The organism is Streptomyces sp. NPDC030838, assembly GCF_055572035.1.
Genome location: NZ_JBVIED010000015.1, coordinates 69,363 through 89,975, shown reverse-complemented (window position 1 = coordinate 89,975; position 20,613 = coordinate 69,363). Strand labels below are relative to the sequence as shown.

General features: G+C 74.8%; 11 protein-coding genes. All 11 read left to right on the top strand.

Annotated features, from left to right (window positions below; translation table 11 throughout):
* The first annotated feature begins 9 nt into the window (after positions 1–9).
* The gene (locus tag ACZ42A_RS31360) at positions 10–7,503 is read left to right on the top strand and encodes a beta-ketoacyl synthase N-terminal-like domain-containing protein (RefSeq protein WP_468530673.1); all 7,494 of its coding nucleotides are present in this window, start codon (positions 10–12) and stop codon (positions 7,501–7,503) included.
* Positions 7,504–7,707: 204 nt separating this feature from the next.
* Positions 7,708–9,333: a PfaD family polyunsaturated fatty acid/polyketide biosynthesis protein gene (locus tag ACZ42A_RS31355; protein ID WP_468530672.1), complete on the top strand. Its 1,626-nt coding sequence runs from the start codon at positions 7,708–7,710 to the stop codon at positions 9,331–9,333.
* On the top strand, positions 9,330–11,678 hold the full coding sequence (locus ACZ42A_RS31350; RefSeq protein ID WP_468530671.1) for an acyl-CoA dehydrogenase family protein: 2,349 nt from the start codon (positions 9,330–9,332) through the stop codon (positions 11,676–11,678). The genes ACZ42A_RS31355 and ACZ42A_RS31350 overlap by 4 nt, the downstream gene beginning before the upstream one ends.
* Positions 11,675–13,432: an acyl-CoA dehydrogenase family protein gene (locus tag ACZ42A_RS31345; protein WP_468530670.1), complete on the top strand. Its 1,758-nt coding sequence runs from the start codon at positions 11,675–11,677 to the stop codon at positions 13,430–13,432. The genes ACZ42A_RS31350 and ACZ42A_RS31345 overlap by 4 nt, the downstream gene beginning before the upstream one ends.
* 6 nt (positions 13,433–13,438) lie before the next feature.
* A complete protein-coding gene (locus ACZ42A_RS31340) occupies positions 13,439–14,239 on the top strand; it encodes a 4'-phosphopantetheinyl transferase family protein (protein ID WP_468530669.1) in 801 nt (266 codons plus the stop codon).
* Between the two features lie 143 nt (positions 14,240–14,382).
* Entirely contained in the window at positions 14,383–15,015 is a 633-nt protein-coding gene (locus tag ACZ42A_RS31335; RefSeq protein WP_468530668.1) for an RNA polymerase sigma factor, read from the top strand.
* Entirely contained in the window at positions 15,012–16,427 is a 1,416-nt protein-coding gene (locus ACZ42A_RS31330; RefSeq protein WP_468530667.1) for an aldehyde dehydrogenase family protein, read from the top strand. The genes ACZ42A_RS31335 and ACZ42A_RS31330 overlap by 4 nt, the downstream gene beginning before the upstream one ends.
* A 54-nt stretch (positions 16,428–16,481) precedes the next feature.
* Positions 16,482–16,964, top strand: a complete 483-nt coding sequence (locus ACZ42A_RS31325) for a DUF4188 domain-containing protein (protein WP_468530666.1) — start codon at positions 16,482–16,484, stop codon at positions 16,962–16,964.
* A complete protein-coding gene (locus ACZ42A_RS31320) occupies positions 16,961–18,667 on the top strand; it encodes an acetyl-CoA carboxylase carboxyltransferase subunit alpha (RefSeq protein WP_468530665.1) in 1,707 nt (568 codons plus the stop codon). The genes ACZ42A_RS31325 and ACZ42A_RS31320 overlap by 4 nt, the downstream gene beginning before the upstream one ends.
* The gene (gene accB / locus ACZ42A_RS31315; protein ID WP_468530664.1) at positions 18,657–19,184 is read left to right on the top strand and encodes an acetyl-CoA carboxylase biotin carboxyl carrier protein; all 528 of its coding nucleotides are present in this window, start codon (positions 18,657–18,659) and stop codon (positions 19,182–19,184) included. Before ACZ42A_RS31320 ends, accB begins: the two co-directional genes overlap by 11 nt.
* A 13-nt stretch (positions 19,185–19,197) precedes the next feature.
* Positions 19,198–20,559: an acetyl-CoA carboxylase biotin carboxylase subunit gene (accC, locus tag ACZ42A_RS31310; protein ID WP_468530663.1), complete on the top strand. Its 1,362-nt coding sequence runs from the start codon at positions 19,198–19,200 to the stop codon at positions 20,557–20,559.
* Positions 20,560–20,613 lie beyond the last annotated feature (54 nt).

The window sequence follows — 20,613 nt, the reverse complement described above, 5'->3', positions numbered from 1 at the left end:
CGGATCCCCATGGGCTCCTACGCGATCGTCGGCCTGTCCTGCCTGTTCCCCGGAGCGGCGACGCCCGACGCCTACTGGCGCAACCTGATGGACGGCGTGGACTCCCGCACCGAGGGCGGCGAGCGGATCTTCGGGCACGATCCGCTCGCCCCGGAGCCGGGCCCGGAGGACGGGCGGGACCGGCACCGCATCTCCTGCGTGCGCGGCGGCTTCCTCGGCGCCGAGGCCGAAGTCGCCCTGCCCGGAGGGCTCCTGCTGCCCGCCGGACATCTCGCCGGGCTGGACCGCTCGTTCCACTGGGCGCTCCGGACGGCCCACGACGCCCTGGCCGACGCGGGTGTTTCCCCCGCTGCCGCGTCCGGCGGGGCCCAAGGCCGGAGGACCGGGGTGGTGTTCGGGAACTACCCGTTCCCCACCCCGGCCTCCGGCCGCACAGCGGGGAGGCTGTGGGACGCCGCCGTGACCGAGGGCCTGGCGGCGGCCGGCTTCCCCGCGGCCGGGCTGCCGTCCATGACGGAGGACGGCAGCCCGGCCGGAGTTTCCGGCATGGCTGGGGGTTCGGGCGCGGCCGGGGGTTCGGGGACGACTGGCGGTTTCGGCGTGGCCGGTGGTTTCGGGACGGCTGGAGGTCCTGGCATGGGTGGGGGTTCCGGCGTGGCCGGTGGTTTCGGGACGGCTGGAGGTTCAGGGACGACTGGCGGTTTCGGCGTGGCCGGTGGTTTCGGGACGGCCGGGGGTTCGGGGACGGCCGGAGGCCCCGGCACGGCCGGAGGCCCCGGCGCAGTCGGTGCGCACAATCTCTGGCCCGGCGGCCTGCCCGCCCACGTCGTGGCCGCCTCCCTCGGACTCGGCGGCCCCCGCTTCACCCTGGACGCCGCCTGCTCCTCCGCCCTCTACGCGCTCGACCTCGCCTGTGCCCAGCTCGCCACCGGGCGCGCGGACCTGATGCTGGCCGGGGGAGTGTGCGCGCCCGACCCGACCGTCATCCACCTGTCCTTCTCGGACCTGCGCGCCTACCCGCCGGACGGCGCCCCGAGCCAGCCCTTCGACGCCCGGTCCCGGGGCATCATCACCGGCCAGGGCGCCGCGATGGTCGCGGTGAAGCGGCTCGCGGACGCCCGCCGCGACGGCGACCGGATCCTCGCCGTGATCGAGGGCATCGGCCTCGGCAACGACGGCCCCGGCAAACACCTCCTGGTGCCGAACGTCGACGGTCAGCTCGCCTGCTACGACCTCGCGTACCGGAAGGCCGGTGCCGACCCGGGGACCGTGCGGTACGTCGAGTGTCACGCGACCGGCACCCCGATCGGCGACCGTACCGAACTGGACGGCGTCGAGCGGTACTTCGGGCGCGGTCCGCTGCTCGGCTCGGTCAAGGGCAACACCGGGCACCTGCTGACCGCCGCCGGGATGAGCAGCCTGGTCAAGGTCGTCCTCGCGCTCACCCACGGCACCCTGCCGCCGACCGCCGGACTGCGGCAGCCGCTGCCCGGCACGGTCGCCGACCGGGTGGTCCGCGAGCCGGTCCCGTGGCCGGCCGGCGACGGCGTACGCCGGGCCGCCGTCTCGGCGTTCGGCTTCGGCGGCACCAACGCGCACGTGGTCCTGACCGGACCGGAGCACGCCCCCGAGGAGGAGGCGGAGGAGCCGCGGACTCCGCCCGCCATGGCGGTCATCGGCATGGGCGCCCACTTCGGCTCCCTCACCACCCTCGACGCCTTCGAACGCGCCGGATACGACGGCCGCGACGCCGTACGGGAGCTGCCCCCGCACCGCTGGCGCGGCTTCGAGACCGGGCCGCTGCCGGGCGGGGCGCGGAACGCCGCGTACGTCGAGGAGTTCGAGGTCGACGCCACCGCGTACCGCATCCCGCCGAACGACCTCGACCACTTCAACCAGCAGCACCTGCTGATGATGCGGGTCGCGGAGGAGGCGCTGCGCGACGCCGGGTACGAGCGGGGCGCGCCCGGCGGCGCCGGGCGGCGGGTCGCCGTCGTCCTCGGCATGGAGATGGAGCCCAGCGCCCACGGGCACGCCGCCCGCTACGCGCTCGGCCGGAAACTCGCCGCCTGGTGCGCCCAGGCCGGTCTCGACCCGTCCGACGAGCAGCTGGCCGCGCTCACCCGGGCCGCCCGCGACGGCATCCACGACGAGATCGAGGCCAACGAAGTCCTCAGCTACATCGGCAACATCATGGCCGCCCGCATCTCCTCCCTGTGGAACCTCACCGGCCCCTCCTTCACCGTCTCCTCCGACAGCGCCGTCGGCGTCGACGCGCTCGACGCCGCCCGGCTGCTGCTGCTCGACCCGACCGTGGAGGCCGTCCTCGTCGGCGCCGTCGACCTGGCCGCCGGGCCCGAGTCGACCCTCGCCCGCGACCTGCTGGAGCCAGGCGGCGCACCGCTGCTCGGGGAGGGCGCCGGAGCCGTCGTCGTCACCCGGCCCGGCTCGGTGCCGCCGGACCGCACCGTGTACGCCACCGTCGACGCCCTCGCCGTCCGCCACTCCGCGACCCTCTCCCCGCGCCCGGACCCCGACCTGGTCGCCGCCGCGGCCGAGGAGGCGCTGGCCGCCGCCGGGGTCACCGCGGCCGACGTCGAACTCGTCGAGACCGGCACCGCCGACCCGGCCGTCCTCGCCGGGCTGGCCCGGGTGTGGTCGGCGCCCCGTGCGGGCGGCGAACTGCGCACCGCGCTCTCCGCGGCCGGCGCCACGGTGGGCGACACCGGCTGCGCCACCGCGCTCGCCTCGCTGATCCGGGCCGCCCTGTGCCTGCACCACGCCTACCAGCCGCCGGCCCCCGACGGCATCGACGGCGCCGCGCTCGCGGACTCCGCGTTCTTCCTCGCCGCCGACTCCCGGCCCTGGCTGCGGCAGCGCCGCGACGGCCGCCGCACCGCCTGCGTCAGCGTCACCGGCACGGCGGGCAGCCACGCCCACCTCGTCCTCGGCGGGGCGCAGACCCGTGGCGAGGTCGCCGCCACCGACTGGACCCGCTCCGGCGGCAGCCTGGTCGTGCCCGTCGGCGCCGACGTCTTCGACACCTTGCTGCGCCGCCTCACCGAGCTGCGCGACGCGGTCGCCGCGGGCGGCGACTGGGGGCACCTCGCGGAGGACCGGCCGGCCCCGCTGAAGGCCGTCCTCGTCGCCGACGACCCGGCCGGGCTCGTACGCCAGGCCGAGCAGGCGCTCAAGGACCTGCCCGGGGTGTACCGGGTCGGCGGCGAGTGGACCTCGCCGTCCGGCAGCACCTTCGCCGCCCGCCCGGTCGGCGGACCCGGCGTGAAGACGGCCCTGGTCTACCCCGGCGCCTTCAACGCGTATCTCGGCCTCGGCCGGGCCCTGTTCCGGGCCTTCCCCGGACTGCTGCCCCGCTTCGAGGCGCAGGCCGAGGCGCCCGCCGCGATGCTGCGCTCCGCGGCGCTCTACCCGCGCTCCCTCGCCCCGCTCGACCGGCGCGCCCTGATGCGCCGCGAGACCGAGCTGATCGACGACATCCCGCTGATGCTGGCCGTCGGTACCAGCTACGCGCTGCTCTCCACCGACCTGGTGCGGGACGTGCTCGGCGTGCCGGTGCACGGGGCGTTCGGCTACAGCCTCGGCGAGAGCAGCATGCTGTTCGCGACCGGCGGCTGGGCCAAGGAGGCCCGCGCCACCACGAAGATCGACGCCTCGCCGCTCTTCGTCGACCGGCTGCGCGGGCCCAAGAAGGCGGTCCGCGCCCTGTGGGGCCTCGGCGACGAGGTGCCCGACCAGCAGGTGTGGGCCACGCACGTCCTGCTCGCGCCCGCCGAGGACGTCCGGGCGGCGGTGGAGAACTACGACCGGGTCTTCGTCACCCACGTCAACACCCCCCACGAGGTCGTCGTCGCCGGCGACCCCGCCCAGTGCCGCGACCTCGTCGACGCCCTCGGCTGCCGGAGCGCGCGCTCGCCCGCCAACCACGTCATGCACTGCCCCGTGGTGGACGACGTCCTGCCCGAACTCGCCGACCTCAACCGCTATCCCACCGGCGACACCGGCGGCCTCGTCCTCTACAGCAGCCGTCACTACGCGCCCGTCGGCGATGTCCTCGATCCCGACGAGGTCGCCGGCAACATCGCCGTCACCCTGCGCGAGACCGTCGACTTCCCGCGGCTGATCCGGCGCGCCCACGACGACGGCTTCCGCTGCTTCATCGAGGTCGGGCCGTCCAGCACCTGCACCCGCTGGATCCACGAGACCCTGGGCGACGCACCCCACCTGTCCGTCCCGGTCGACCGGCGCGGCGCCCGCGGCGCGACCGACATCGCCCGCCTCGCCGCCCGCCTGGCCACCCACGGCATCCCCGTCGACCTCACCCCGTTCCGCCCCCGCACCACCCCGGCCCGCCGCCCGCCGGGCCTGCGCACCTTCACCGTCGGCGGAACCCCGGTCGCCCCCCTGGTGGCGGAGGCGGCGGCACCGGTGCTGGCGGCGATACCGCGGGCCGCGGTGCCGGCGCCCGCCACCGCCGAGGCTCACCCCTCGCAGCCTCCGGAGCCCACGGACCTCCCCGCCCCCCGACCCCCCGCCACGGAATGGGACACCGCGATGCCGACCCGCCCCGCCGGTCCGCCCGTACCCGCGCTCGCACTGGAGCGGGACCCGATCACGATGCTCCCGGCCGCGGCACTGCCCGCCGAGGCGCCCGAAATCGTTGTGGCGCCGGGTGCCGTCGAGGTGCCGGATGCCCTCGAGGTGCCGGATGCCCTCGAGGTGCCGGATGCCCTCGAGGTACCGGATGCCGTCGAGCCGCCGCTGCCCGAGCCGCCCGCCGAGTCGGTCCCGGCGCCCAGGCCCCCCGCCGAGGCCGCCGACCTGCCCGACATCCCCCCGCGCCCCGCCATCTTCGGCGCCCCTCTCCCCGTACCGCCGAAGCCCGACCCCCGGACCGGCGGACACGAGCGGGAGTCGACGCTCACCCTCGTCCGCAGTCTGCGGGCGGAGATCCTGGAAGCGCACCAGGAAGTGCTGGCAGCCCAGCGGGCGTTGCGGGAAGAGCTGCTGGCGCTGCTGTCCGCGCCGACGGCCGCGCCGCCCGCCGAGGCGCCACCCGAGCCCGTCCAGCCGCCGCAGGCACCGCGCACCCCCAAGCCCGAAGGCGTCGTCTGGGACGAACAGGATCTCCTCGAATTCGCCACCGGCAAGATCGGCAACGTCTTCGGCCCGCGCTTCGCCCGGATCGACGGCTACCCGCGCCGCGTCCGCCTGCCCGCACCGCCGTATCTCTTCGCCACGCGGGTGACCGAACTCGACGCGGAGCCGGGGGAGTTCAGGCCCAGTTTCATCCGCACCGAGTACGACGTCCCCGAGGACGCCTGGTACGCGGTCGACGGCCAGGTCCCGCCCGCCGTCACCATCGAGGCGGGCCAGTGCGACCTGCTGCTGATCAGCTACTTGGGCGCGGACTTCACCAACCGAGGACAGCGGGTCTACCGGCTGCTCGACAGCACCCTGGGCTTCGTCGGCGATCTGCCCCGCACCGGGCAGACCCTGCGCTACGACATCTGGATCGACCAGTTCGTCCGCCAGGGCGACACCCTGCTGTTCTTCTTCCACTACGACTGCTACGCCGACGGCGAGCTGATCCTGAAGCTCACCAACGCCTGCGCGGGCTTCTTCACCGACGAGGAGCTGGACAGCTCGCCGGGCCTGGTGCAGGGACGCGCCCTGCCCAAGGGCCCCGAGAAGAAGGGCGGTTTCAAGCCCCTGGCCCGCACCGACCGCACCTCCCTCACCGCCGCCGACCTCGACGCCCTCGCCGACGGCCGGATCGCGGACGTCTTCGGCACCGGCCACCGCCAGCCGCCCGGCTGCAACCCCTCCCTGCGGCTGCCGGACGGGCGGCTGCGCATGGCGGACGAGGTGACCGTCCTCGACCGCACCGGCGGCACGCACGGCCTCGGCCGGATCGAGGCCGTCAAGCGACTCGACCCGGACGCCTGGTACTTCACCAGCCACTTCCCCGACGACCCGGTCCTCGCCGGATCACTGGTCGCCGAGGGCGCGGTGCAGCTCCTCGAGGTGTACGCGCTCTCCCTGGGCCTGCACCTCACCCTCCCCGACGCCCGCTTCCAGCCGGTGCCGGACCTGACGACCGAGGTGAAGGTACGCGGCCAGATCACCCCGCGCACCGAGCGCATCGAGTACCGGGTCGACATCACCGACCTCACCCTGCTGCCCCGCCCCGCGCTCGTCGCCGACGTCGTCGTGCTGCGCGACGGCACCCCGTCGATCAGCGTCACCGGGCTCGGCATCCGGCTGCGCGAGAAGCCGGGCACGCCGTACCGCCCGGAGGCCGGCGGCACCGTCCCGCACTTCCTCGGCCGGCTCTCCCCGGCCACCGGCGAGCCCGCGCTGCTCAACGAGTTCCACATGGCGCACGCCGCGAAGGGCGACCTGGCGGTCGCGATGGGCCCCGAGTTCGAGATCTACGCCGCGTCCAGGGCGCCGTACATCCCCAACGGCGACTTCCTGTTCGTGGACCGGGTGATGCGGCTCGACGGCACGCGCGGCGCGCTCCGGCGCGGCGCGGTGATGGTCACCGAGTACGACGTGCCGGAGGACGCCTGGTACTACGCCGACAACGGGCACCCGTACATGCCGAACTGCGTGTACATGGAGTCCAGCCTCCAGGCGGCGATCCTCCTCGGCTACTACCTCGGCGCCACCCTGCCCTTCCCGGAGGAGCGGTTCAGCATCCGCAACCTCGACGGGCGGGCCACCCTCCTCAAGGACCTCGACCTGCGCGGCAGGACCATCCAGCACCGCTCCACGCTGCTCTCCAGCGACCGGATGCCGGGCTCGATCCTCCAGAACTTCTCCTACGAACTGTCCTGCGACGGCGAGGTCTTCTACACCGGCGAGTCCCTGTTCGGATACTTCAACGAGAAGGCGCTCGCCCGCCAGGTCGGCCTGGACAAGGGGCGGCGGGTACCGCCGTGGCTGGACGCGCGGCCCGCCCGGCCGCCGGGCACCCGGCGGATCGACCTGCGCGCGTACCGGGAGCGGACCGCGGGGTCCGCGCCGCGCCTGGCCGGCGGCCATCTCGACCTCGTCGAATGGCTGGACGTCCTGCCGGGCGGCGGCGAGCACGGGCAGGGCTGTCTGCGCGGTCACCGGTCCATCCGCCCCGACGAGTGGTACTTCTCCCGGCACTTCCACCGCGACCCGGTGATGCCCGGCTCGCTCGGCGTGGAGGCGCTGCTCCAGGGACTCCAGGTGTACGCCGTCGAGACCGGACTGACCGAGGGCCTGCGCGACCCGCGTTTCGCGCTCCTGCGGGGCACCGAGACGAACTGGTCCTACCGCGGCCAGATCCTGCGCGACGACCCGGACATGGAGTTCGAGGTGCACGTCAAGGAGGTCCGCCGCGAGCCCGGCCGGATCGTGATCACCGGTGACGGCCATGTGTGGAAGTCGGACCTGCGGATCTACCGCGTCGGCGACCTCGGCATCGAGATCCACCACGACCAGGACTAGGTCGTGTCCGCAAAGTCCCGTCGTCCGCCCGGAGGGCGGGCCCCGCGGCGTCTGGTGCGTGCTCTCGGCGTGCCGGGCGGAAGCCCTCGTACTGGACGTACTCGGGCTTTCGCTCGGTGCGGCGAGAGCGCGTGCCAGGCGTCGCGGGGCAGGCGGGACTTTGCGGACACGGCCTAGCGGCCCCAGCCCCGGAGGAGACACCTCATGAGCACCGAGCAGCCGCGGTCGCCGCGCTGGAGCGGACCCGTGGCCCCCGCGGTCGGCGACAGCGGGATCCGCGAGGCCCTGACCCGCCTCGACGAGCCCGTGTACATCCTGCGCGGCCCCTACGGCCTCGGCGCCGCCGCCGGTGGCGTCGTCCGGCCGGACGGGGAGCACGAGGTGGTCGCCGCCGTGCCCCCGCTGGGCCCCGAACGCCTGGGCAGCGCCGCCTTCCTGCGCGCCCACGGGGTGCGCCAGGCGTACATGAGCGGCGCCATGGCGAACGGCATCGCCTCCGCCGACCTGGTCATCGCCCTGGCCCGGGCCGGATACCTCGGCTCCTACGGCGCCGCGGGCCTGCTGCCGGAGACGGTGGAGGAGGCTCTGCAGCGCTTCGCGGCCGAGATCCCCGGACTTCCGTACGCCTGCAATCTGATCCACAGCCCCAGCGAGGAACGTCTGGAGCGCACCGCCGTCGACCTGTATCTGCGCCACCGGGTGCGGTGCGTCGAGGCGTCCGCGTTCCTCGGGCTCACCCCGCACGTCGTGCGCTACCGGCTCGCCGGACTGCGGACGGGCGGATCGCACGGGGTGGTGGCGGAGAACAAGGTGATCGCCAAGGTGTCGCGCACGGAGATCGCGGAGCTGTTCATGCGGCCCGCGCCGGAGCCGATGGTGCGCGCGCTGCTCGCCGAGGGTGCGATCGACGAGGAGCAGGCGCGGCTGGCCGCGCGGGTGCCGCTCGCCGATGACATCACCGTCGAGGCCGACTCCGGCGGCCACACCGACCGCCGTCCGCTGCCCGCCCAGCTGCCGGTGATCCTGCGGCACCGCAACTCGCTGATGGCGGAGCTGGGTTATCCGGAACTGATCCGGGTGGGCGCGGCGGGCGGCATCGGCACCCCGGAAGCGGCCTGGGCGGCCTTCGCGATGGGCGCGGACTACGTGGTGACCGGCTCGGTCAACCAGTCCTGTGTGGAGGCCGGCACCTCGGAGCGGGTCAAGGAGATGCTGGCCCAGGCCGACCTCGCCGACTGCGAGATGGCCCCGGCGGCCGACATGTTCGAGATGGGCGTGGAGCTGCAAGTCCTCAAACGGGGCACGCTCTTCCCGATGCGCGCCCGCCAGCTGTACGAGCTGTACCGCGCCCACGACGGCATCGACGCCCTCCCCGCCGATGTACGCGCCCGCCTCGAACAACAGGTCTTCCGGCGGCCGTTGGAGGACGTCTGGGCCGAGACGGTCGCCTACTTCGAGCGCCGCGACCCCGCCCAGCTGGCCCGCGCCGCCGACCACCCCAAGCGGAAGGCCGCGCTGATCTACCGCTGGTACCTCGGCATGGCCTCCCGCTGGGCGAAGACCGGCGAGGCGGACCGTGCCGTCGACTACCAGATCTGGTGCGGGCCCGCGATGGGCGGCTTCAACTCCTGGGTGCGCGGCACCTATCTGGCCGCCCCGCGCAACCGGAAGGTCGCCGACGTGGCCCACCACCTGATGTCCGGCGCCGCCTACCACCAGCGCCTGTCCATGCTCCGCGCGGCCGGCCTCGCCCTCTCCCCGGCGCTCGCCGACTACCCGGTCCCGCAGCCGGCCCCCGAGGACGAGCCGATCCTGGGAGCCCGCCCATGAGTGCCCCACACGCCGAACAGGCGCCTCCACCCGCCGCGCAGCAGGCGATTTCGTCCGCCGCACCGGAGGCGGTTCCGTCCGTCGCGCCGGGGGCGGCGCCGTCCGTCGTGCCGCAGGTGGCCCCGCACGCTGAGCAGGCGACTCCGTTGGCCCGCCAGGCGAAGGCCCTGCCCGCCGTGCCGCAGCCGGTCCCGTCCGTCGGGCCGGAGGTGATTTCGTCCGTCGTGCCGCAGGTGGCCCCGCAGGCCGAGCAGGCGACTCCGCCCGCCGCCCAGGCGAAGACCCTGCCCGCTGCGCCGCAGCCGGTCCCGTCCGTCGGGCCGGAGGTGATTTCGTCCGTCGTGCCGCAGGCGAATTCGTCTTCCGTGCCGCAGATGGCCCCGTCCGCCGCGCCGGAGGTGATTTCGTCAGTCGTGCCGCAGGTGGCCCCGCACGCCGAGCAGACGACTCCGTCGGCCCGCCAGGCGAAGACCCCGCCCGCCACGCCGCAGCCGGTCCCGCCCGCCGCGCCGCAGGCGGCCCAGTCCGCCGCCCCGCAGACCACCCCGCCCGCCGCCCCGCAGACCACCCCGCCCCCCGCCCCACCCGCGCCGGCGAACCCCCCGCCCTACGCCGCCGCCGCGCGGCTCGACGCCCTGCTCGGTGACCCCTGGGACCCGGGGAACCCCTACGGCTTCACGGCCGCGACGGCCCGGGATGCCGCAGGCGACTTCCCCGCCGCGTTCGCCGGCCGCCTGGCCGCCGTGGGCGTCCCGCTCGCCTACCTGCCCCCGGCACTTGGCGGCGAGCCCCGCCCCCTCGACGACACCCTGCAACTGATCCGCGTCGCCGCCCGCCGGGACGCCGCCGTCATGCCCGCCACTCTGCTGTCCTGCTCGGCCGTGATGACCGTGCTGGCAGCCGGGACGCCGGAGCAGGCCAAGGCCGTCGCCGCGTGGGTACGGGAGGGCCGTACCGTCGCCTTCGCGCTCTCCGAGGAGGACACGGGCAGCGAGGTCCTGGCCAACCGGTGCCGGCTCGACCCCGTCGCCGACGGCTACGTCCTCACCGGCCGCAAGTGGCTGGTCGGCCGGGGCGCCACCGCGGACGCGGCGGTCGTGGTGGCCCGGACCGCGCCGCGCGGCCCCGCCGCCTTCACCGCCGTCCTGCTCGGCCCGGCCGAGATGGCGGCCGTGACCCGCCGGCCCGCCCAGCCGGTCACCGGCATGCGCGGCATCGACTTCGCCGACCTGGTCTTCGACGCCGTCCCGGTGCCGGAGACGGCCGTGCTGGGCACGGTCGGCGGCGGGCTCGCGGCGGCCCTGCGCGCCCAGCAGCTGGTCCGGCTGCTCTCCACCGCCGCCTGCCTCGCCACCGCCGACACCGCCCTGCGCACCGCTCTGCGCTTCACCCGCGCCCGCCGCGTCGGCGGCGTCCCGGTCGCCGAGACCGGCCATGGCGCCCGCGAACTCGCGCTCGCCGCAGCCGAGTTGATGGCCGCCGACCTCTGCTCCCTGACCGCAGCCCGCCACGCCCAGCTCGCCCCCGGCGGCTTCGGCCTGTGCTCCTCCGTTGTCAAACGCGCCGCCACCCGCCTCACCGCCTCCGCCATCGCCCGCTCCCGCGCCCTGCTGGGCGCACGCGGGGTGCTGGCGCACGGACCCGGCGCGGTCGTGGACAAGGCGCAGCGGGACAACGCGGTCGTCGAGTCGATCGACACCAGCCCCTTCGGGGTGCTGCGGGCGGTCGCGGCCCCCCTGCCCGGATACGCCGGGCTGCTCTGGGAACCGCCGGACCCGAGGGACCTCGGCGCGCTGTTCGCCTACGGCGACCCGCTGCCGGACCTCGACCCTGCCGCCCTCGACCTCGGCGCCCGCCCCCGCGACCTGGTCCTGCTCGGCTTCGCCGCACACGCCGACGAGATCGAGGCCCGTCTCGCCGCGCGCGGCGCGGACCGGGCGGCGGTGCTGGTGCGGCATGTGCGGACGGCCCTGGAGCGCACCGTCGCCGCGGCGGCCGGACTGCGGCGCGGCGACCCGGACGCCGCGGCCCGGCAGCTCGACCTCGCCGACCGCTGCTGTCTGCTGTACCCGGCCGCCGCGGCGGCCCTCGCCTGGCGGGCGCACCCCGACCGCGGCCTGTACGGCGAGGAACCCGGCGGCGCCGACTGGCTCACCGCCGTCCTCGCCGTGCTGCTCGCTCACGCCGAGGGCCGTACGCCCCGCCAGGCGGCGCCCGACGTGCTGCCCGCCGGCCGGGCGCTCGCCCGGCTCGACGACGCCCGGCTGCTGTTCACCGCGCTCCCGGTGCCGCTCGGCGACCGGCCGGGACCCGGGGAGCCCGAGGAGGGGGACGAGACGACATGACCGACCTGATCGCGCTCATGGCCGACCTGGAGGAGTATCTGGGCGACCCGTGGGACGCCGCGGCCCGCATGCCGTATCCCCGGATCCTCGCCGCCGACGAGGAGCAGCGCTATCCGCACGAGTTCGTCGACATGCTCGCTTCCTGGGGCCTGTACGACTGGATCGTGCCCGCCGCCAACGGCGGCAAGGCCGTCAACGTGGAGGACGGCTTCACCCTGTACCGGCTGGTCGGCCGCCGCGACCCCACCTCGGCCACCGCGATGGTGCTCACCAGCCTCAGCTACATGCCCGTCTGGATCGCCGGCAGCCCGGCCCAGCGACAGCACTTCGCCGACGCGATCCGCGGCGGCCGGAAACTCGCCTGGGGCCTGTCCGAGCGCCGCCACGGCAGCGACGTCCTCGCCAACGACACCACCGCCCGCCGCACCGACGGCGGCTGGCTGCTCACCGGCGAGAAGTGGACCATCGGCAACGCCACCGTCGCCTCCACGGTGATGGTCTTCGCGCGGACGGCCGAGCAGGGCGGCCCGGGCGGCTACTCGATCTTCGCCGTGGAGAAGGACGGCATCCCGCCCGGGCAGCTGGCCCACCTGCCCGACGAGCCGCTGCACGGACTGCGCGGCCTCGACATGAGCGGCGTCCGGCTCACCGACTGCTTCGTGCCCGACTCCGCACTGATCGGCCGGGTCGGCCAGGGCCTCGAAGTCGCCCTGAAGAGCAGCCAGCTGGCGCGCATCGCGATCGCGAGCATCGCCATGGCCTGCGTGGACACGGCCCTGCGCACGACCCTGGACTTCGCCACCCGGCGGGTGATCTTCGGTGGAACCGTCGCCCAGGTGCCGTACTCCCGGCGGCAGCTCGCCGAGAGCTTCGCCGAGCTGCTGATCGCGGACGCGCTCACCACCGGCGCCGTCCGCTCCCTCCAGCTCGCCCCCGCCCAGGCCAGCGTCTGGTCGTCGGTGGTGAAGTACTTCGTACCGACCCTGCTGGAGGAGACGCTGGCGCGGCTCACCACCGTCCTGGGCGCCCGCTACTACCTGCGGGCCCACCCGCGGCACGGCATCTTCCAGAAGGTGCTGAGGGACTTCGCCATCTCCGACTTCGCCGACGGCAACACGGTGGTGAACCTCAAGAACATCGCCCTCCAGCTGAAGGGACTGCTCGCGGGCGCCGTCGGGCAGGAGCCGGCCGCGGTCGCACGGGCCAGGGAAGCCGTCGCCGGGCTGTTCGACCCGTCCCGTCCCATGCCGCCGTACGAGCCCGCCGCACAGCAGCTGTTCAGCCGGGGCGGCGACGACTCGGTGCTCGCCCTGCGGGCGGCCGTCGGCGAGCTGCGCCGGGCCGCCGAGGCCGCCGAAGGCCCCGACGCGGCCCGGCTCGCGGGCTGCGCCGACACCGCCGGGCTGCTCGCCGACGAGGTGCACCGGCTCGCCGAGGAACACGCCAAGCTCTTCGCCGAACAGGGCCGTGCCGCCGCGCAGTCCGCCGAACTCTACGACCTGGCCAAGCAGTACAGCGCGGTGTCCGCCGCGGCCGCCTGCGTGCACCTCCACCTGCACGGCCGGGACAGCTTCGCGCCCGCCCTGCGCTCGCCCGCCGTGCTGCTGCTCTGCCTGGAGCGGCTGCTGCGCCGCTTCCACCCCACGCGCCGGGTCACCGGCCCCGGCGACATCGACGCGGTCGCCGGTGTGCTGACCGACGCGCACCGCGAGGGGCGGCTGTTCTCCTTCCGGCCGTACCGGGTGAGGTGGTGACCGCCGATGTCCGTGACCGCGACGCCGTCGCCGCCGGCCGCCACCGGCCGGGACCCGCTGGCCGAGGCCGCCGACGTGTGGCTGCTCGCCGAGGAGGACGTGCCCCGGTTCGCCGCGGCGACCGGCGGACTCGGCCTGCTCACCGAGGAGGAGCGGGCCCGGCACGACCGGCTGCTCTTCCCCGCCGCCCGCGCCCGCTTCCTCGGCGCCCGGCTGCTGTCCCGGCAGGTGCTGTCCCAGTACGCCGACGTCGCCCCGGCGGAATGGCGCTTCGAGAAGGGAAAGTTCGGCCGGCCCACCGTCCGGGGCGCCGACTGGGGCCTGGACTTCAACCTCACCCACACCAACGGCCTGATCGCCGCGATCGTCGTCCGCGGCCGTACGGCGGGCGTCGACGCGGAGACGACGCCCGCCCGCCCGGAGGCCCTCCGCTTCGCGCCCAAGGTGTTCACCCCGCTGGAGCAGGAGGTGCTGCGGCGCGACCGGGAGGACCAGCAGGGGCACGCCTTCGCGGACTCCTGGGTGGCCAAGGAGGCCTACACCAAGGCCACCGGCATGGGCATGGCGCGCGGCTTCGACGCGTTCTCCGTGCACCGGCTGCGGGGCGGGGGACTGGCCGTGGTCGACGACGAGATCCCCGAGCCGGAACGTCCCCTCTGGCAGATCCAGGTCCTCCAGGTGTGGGACCGCTTCGCCCTCGGCATCGCCATCCGGGCCAGCGAGGACGACACCGGACCGATCCCCGTGCGGCTGCGCTCGGCCATGGCGGAACTGCTGCCGGGGGCGGGCTCGGACGGCCGGCGATGACGAGTCCCGCTGTCCACTCCTGGACTGACCGCAACCTGACAGCGGCGCGCGGCCCCGGCCGCCGCGCCCGGTGTGTTGCATGGAAGGCGGAATCCGCCGGAGTGCGCCCCAGGGCGCGGGAGTTGGCATACGGAGGACGAGCCATGCGGTCGAAGCCGAAGGGCAACGCGGAGCTGCTGGCCGGCTGCGCCCGCGGCGAGCCGGAAGCGTGGGACGAGACCCTGGACCGGTTCGGCGGACTGGTCTGGACGGTGGCCCGCAGCCACCGGGTCAGCCGGGCCGAGGCCGAGGACGTCCGGCAGCTCACCTGGTTCCGGCTGATGCAGAACGTGCACCGCATCCGCGACCCCGACCGGCTCGGCGACTGGCTCGCCACTGTCGCCCGGCGCGAGGCCATCAAGGCGGCGGGACGCGCCCGGCGGCTGGTGATGATCGGCGACACCGAGACCCTGGAGCACCTGGCCGACCACCACGAGAGCCCGGAACAGATCGCCCTGCGCGCCGACCGCGCCCGCGAACTGCTGCGCGCCATCGACACGTTGTCCCCCCAGTGCCGGGACGTCCTTCTCCGCGCCCTTCAGGACCCCCCGCCCACCTACCAGGACCTCGCCACGGCCCTCGCCCTCCCGGTCGGCTCCATCGGCCCCCTCCGCACCCGCTGCCTCCGCCGCCTGCGCCGCGCCCTGGACCGCCCGGCCCAGGGCCCCACGCCTCCCACGGGCTGCGCCGACTGCCCCGCGGCGGCCCACTCCCACGGAAGCGAGGTACGCCCGTGACCACCCTCACCGACACCCCGACCCGGCTGACCAGCCGGGAGATCACCACCGGCGAGGAGCTGGGCAGCGTCGAGCTGGCCGGGCCCGAGCGGGTGGCGTCCGCCGCGCGGCGGGCCGCCGCCGCGGCGCCCGGCTGGGCGGACACCCCGGCCGAGCGGCGGGCCGCGATCGTCGAGCGGGCCGCCGAGCTGCTGGAGCGCCGTGTCCGGCGGGCTCAGGACCTGCTCGTGCGGGAGGGCGGCGCGATCCCCGGCAAGGCCTACTACGAGGTGCTGCTCGCCGCCCAGGAGTTGCGGCACGGGGCTCGCCTCGCCCGCGACCCCGGCCCGCCGCACCCGGGTTCCGACGACCCGTCCCGCGCCGCCGAGGTGACCCGCGTCCCGCTCGGCGTCGTCGGGGTGATCGTGCCGTGGAACTTCCCGCTGCTGCTCGGCGCCCGCTCGCTCGGACCGGCGCTGGCCCTCGGCAACGCCGTGCTGCTCAAACCCGACCCGCACACCCCGCTCAGCGGCGGCAGCCTCTTCGCCGAGGTGTTCGCCGAGGCCGGACTGGAGCCCGGGGTGCTGGAGGTGGTGCACGGCGACGCCGAGACGGGCGCCGCGGTCGTACGGGCCCCCGACGTGGCCATGATCTCCTTCACCGGCTCCACGGAGGCTGGGCGGGAGGTCGGTGCCGCGTGCGGCCGGCTGCTCAAGCGCGTGGTCCTCGAACTCGGCGGCCAGAACGCCTTCGTCGTCCTCGACGACGTCGACGTCGAGCAGGCCGCCGGCGCCGGGGCGTGGGGGTCCTTCCTGCACCAGGGCCAGATCTGCATGTCCGCCCGCCGCCACCTGGTGCACCGGTCGGTCGCCGAGGAGTACGCCGCGGCCCTGGCCCGGCACGCCGCCGCCCTGCGGGTCGGCGACCCGTACCGCAGCGACGCCCAGATCGGCCCGGTCATCGACCGCCGCCAGCTCCGCGGTATCGCGAACGCCGTCGAGCAGGCCGTCGCCCAGGGCGCCCGCCTCCTCACCGGCGGCCGCCCGGACGGCCCGTACTATCCGCCGACCGTCCTCGACGGCGTCACCGAGCGGATGGACATCTTCCACACCGAGGTCTTCGGACCGGTCGCCACGGTCACCGCCTTCGCCGACGACGCCGACGCCGTACGCCTCGCCAACACCTCCGACCACGGCCTCACCTCCGCCGTCTACACCGGCGACCCCGCCCGCGGCACGGCCCTCGGCCGGCGGCTGCGCTGCGGTGTCACCCACATCGGCGACCAGACCGTCGTCCAGGACGCCGCCCTGCCCTTCGGCGGCATCGGTGCCTCCGGCAACGGCCACGGCTTCGGCGGCCAGGCCGCCCTGGAGGCGTTCACCCGCTGGCGCACCCTCACGACCAGCAACCCGCCGCGCGCCTATCCGTTCTGACCGACCACCAGCACCGACCACCAGCTCGCCCCGCCGACCCCGGAGGGAACCCCCATGGACCTCAAGGTCATCACCGAGCCGCGGATCGCGGCGCCGCCCGAGGGCACGGTGGTGCTGCTGATCGGCCTGCGCATCAACAAGTTCCGGCTGGTGCACCGCTGGCTGCCGGTGATCGGCTCGATGATCCCCATGCTGATCGAGCTGCGGAAGAACAAGGAGCACGGATTCCTGTACTCCCGGGCCTGGTTCAACCGCACCGTGATCATGGTGCAGTACTGGCGCAGCATGGACGACCTGATGCGCTACTCGCACCGCTCCGACGGCCGGCACCGCTCCATGTGGGCCTGGTTCAACCGGGCCGTGCGCAATGACGGCGCCGTCGGCATCTTCCACGAGGCGTACATCGTCTCCCCGGACCGGATGCACACCGTCTACCGGAACATGCCCCGCTTCGGCATGGCCGCCGCCACCGAGTCCGTACCGCAGAAGGCGGCCCCGCCGGTCCCCGGCGGCGAACGCAGGAGGAACGCCGCATGACCACACCCCGGCGGATCCGCGCCGACCAGGACGTCCAGTGGCGCCGCTGCGCGGCCTGCGGAGCCTTCGTCTACGGCAAGCGCCTGGACCGCAACCGCAAGGTCTGCCCCGAGTGCCGGTTCCACTTCCGTATCCCGCCCGACGTCCGCATCGCCCAGCTCGCCGACCCCGGCGGCTTCCGGCCCCTCCCGGACCCGCCCGCCCCCGGGGACCCGCTCCGCTTCACCGACAGCAAGCCCTACCCGGAGCGGCTGCGCGACGCCCAGGCGCGCACCGGACGGCCGGACGCCGTGCTGGCCGGGCGGATGACCGTCCGCGGCCGGCCCGTGGCGGTGGCCGTCCTCGACTTCACCTTCATGGGCGGCAGCATGGGCACGGCCGTCGGCGAGCAGATCGCCGCCACCGCCCGGTACGCGCTCGCCGAGCGGCTGCCCTTGCTGCTGGTCGCCGCGTCCGGCGGGGCCCGGATGCAGGAGGGCGCGCTGTCGCTGATGCAGATGGCGAAGACCGCCCAGTGGATCGCCCGGCTCCGCGAGGCACGGCTCCCGGTGATCAACCTCAACACCGATCCCACCTTCGGCGGCGTCAGCGCCTCCTTCGCCATGCTCGGCGACGTCATCCTCGCCGAACCGGGCGCGCTCATCGGCTTCGCCGGGCCCCAGGTCATCCGCACCACCATCCGCCAGGAGCTGCCGCCCGGCTTCCAGAGCGCCGAGTTCCTGCTGGAGCACGGCATGATCGACGCCGTCGTGCCGCGCGAGACCCAGCGCGAGCACCTGGCCCGGCTGCTGCACCTGCTCGGCCCCTCGGTGCCCGAACTCCCCGACGCCCCCGACCCGGCCGTCGTCCTCACCCGCCCGCCGGCCGTCGCCCGCACCGCCCGCGACCTCGTCGCGCTCGCCCGCAACGTCCAGCGGCCCACCACCCTGGACTACATCGGCTACGTCTTCGACGACTTCGTCGAGCTGCGCGGTGACCGGGCGTACGGCGACGACCGGGCGCTGGTCGGCGGACTCGCCCGGCTCGGCGGGCAGAGCGTGGTCGTCCTCGGGCACCAGAAGGGCCACGACACCGCCGAACTGGTGCGGAGCAACTTCGGCATGCCGGGCCCCGAGGGCTACCGCAAGGCGCTGCGGCTGATGCGGTTCGCCGACCGGTTCGGGCTGCCGGTCGTCGCGTTCGTCGACACCCCGGGCGCCTTTCCCGGCATCGAGGCCGAGGAGCGCGGCCAGAGCGGCGCGATCGCCGACTGCGTCCTCGAGCTGTCCCGGCTGCGCGTCCCGGTCGTCTCGATCGTCACCGGCGAGGGCGGCAGCGGCGGGGCGCTCGCCCTCGGCGTGGCCGACACGGTGCTGATCCTGCAGAACGCCTACTACTCGGTGATCAGCCCCGAAGGCTGCTCCACCATCCTCTTCGGCACCGCCGAACACGCCGGCCGGGCCGCCGACGCGCTCCGGCTGACCCCCTCCGACCTGCTCCGCCTCGGCGTCGTGGACGGCATCGTGCCCGAGCCGCCGGACGGGGCGCACACCGCGCCGCACACCACCGCGCTGACCGTGAAGAGCGCCCTGGTGCGCACCCTCGCCCCGCTGCTCGACCGCTCCGGTGAGCAGCTCGTCGACGCCCGGCGGAAGCGGTTCGACCGCTTCGGGGACCCCCGACAGCAGCCCGTAGTGGACTGGGAGAAGCACGATGAGCACTGACACGGAGACACCGGCCCCACAGAGCACGGCGGCGGACCTCACGGTCGAGGAGCTGCGCACTCAGACCCGCCTGCTGGCCGGCGAACTCCCCGGCACCCTGCGGCGGATCACCCTGCGGGCCGGGGCGATCAGCGTGGACGTCGAGTGGGAGACCACGCCGGCACCCGCCCCGGCGGCCTCCCCGGCCCTCGCCCCGGTGGCCTCCCCGGCCCCCGCCTCCGCCGCGCAGCCGTCCACGAGCACCACGCAGGCCACCGAGGACACCCCCGCCGACCTCGTCCGCGTCACCGCCCCCCTGGTCGGCACCTACTACCAGGCCCCCGCCCCCGGCGCCGAACCCTTCGTCCGGGTCGGCGACACCGTGGAGGCCGGGCAGCAACTGGCCGTCATCGAGGCGATGAAGCTGCTCAACGCCATCACCGCCGAGGTCCAGGGCACCGTGCAGGCCATCCATGTCGCCGACGGCGAGGTCGTCGAGTACGCCCAGCCGCTCATCGACATCCGTCCGGCCGGCTGACGCGGAGGCGGAGATGTTCGACAAGGTGCTCATCGCCAACCGCGGCGAGATAGCGCTGCGGATCATCCGGACCTGCCGGGACCTCGGCGTCCGCACGGTCGCCGTGCACTCCACCCCGGACGCCGACGCCCGCTTCGTCCACGCCGCCGACGAGGCCGTGCACATCGGGCCGGGCGCGCCCACCCGCAGCTACCTCAACATCCCCAACATCATCGGCGCCGCGCTGAAGACCGGCGCCCAGGCGATCCACCCCGGCTACGGATTCCTCTCCGAGGACCCGTACTTCGCGGAGATCTGCGCGGACGCCGGGATCACCTTCATCGGGCCGCCGCCCGACGTGATGGAGAACGTCGGCGACAAGGCCACCGCCCGCCGGCTGATGACCGACGCCGGGCTCCCGCTGCTGCCGGGCACCACCGAACCCGTCGACTCGGCGGAGGCCGCCGAGGAGATCGCCCGGGAGATCGGCTACCCGGTCATCATCAAGGCCGCCGCGGGCGGCGGCGGACGCGGCATCACCGTCGTGCATCGCCCGGAGGACCTGAAAGAGGCCTACGTCACCACCCGGGCCGGCGCCCAGGCGGTGTTCAAGAACAGCGCCGTCTACCTGGAGCGCTATCTCCCCGTCACCCGGCACATCGAGATCCAGGTGCTCTGCGACGACTTCGGCGGCGCCGTCCACCTCGGCGAACGCGACTGCTCGGTACAGCGCAGGCACCAGAAACTCGTCGAGGAGTCACCCGCCCCCGGCCTGCCGCCGAAGGTGCGCGAGCAGCTCGGCGCGGCGGCCGTCGCCGGGGCCCGCGCGGTCGGCTACCGGGGCGCCGGCACCGTGGAGTTCCTGCTGGAGACCGACCCGGCCGCCGACCACGCCTTCTGGTTCATGGAGATGAACGCCCGGATCCAGGTCGAGCACCCCGTCACCGAACTCGTCACCGGGGTCGACCTGATCGCCGAACAGCTGCGGGTCGCCGCCGGCCGCCCGCTCACCGTGCGGCAGGAGGACATCGAGGTCCGCGGGCACGCCCTGGAGTGCCGGATCAACGCCGAAGACCCCGACCGCGGCTTCGCCCCCACGCCGGGCCTCCTCGAGAACTACCGCGCCCCCGGCGGCCCCTGGGTCCGCGTCGACACCGACTACGTCCCCGGCTCCCGGGTCAGCCCCTACTACGACTCGATGATCGGCAAGCTGATCGTCTGGGGCCCCGACCGCGCCACCGCCCTGGACCGCACCCTGCGCGCCCTGGACGAGTTCCAGGTGTCGGGCCCCGGAGTGCGCACCACCATTCCGCTGCACCAGGAAATTCTCCGGCATCCCGAATTCCGTCGCGGCGGTGTGTCCACGGATTTCCTCGCCCGTCACTTTTCACTCTGAGCGCTTTCACTCCGAGCGTTTTCACCGGGGACGGGGACAACTCCCCTCCGGTGT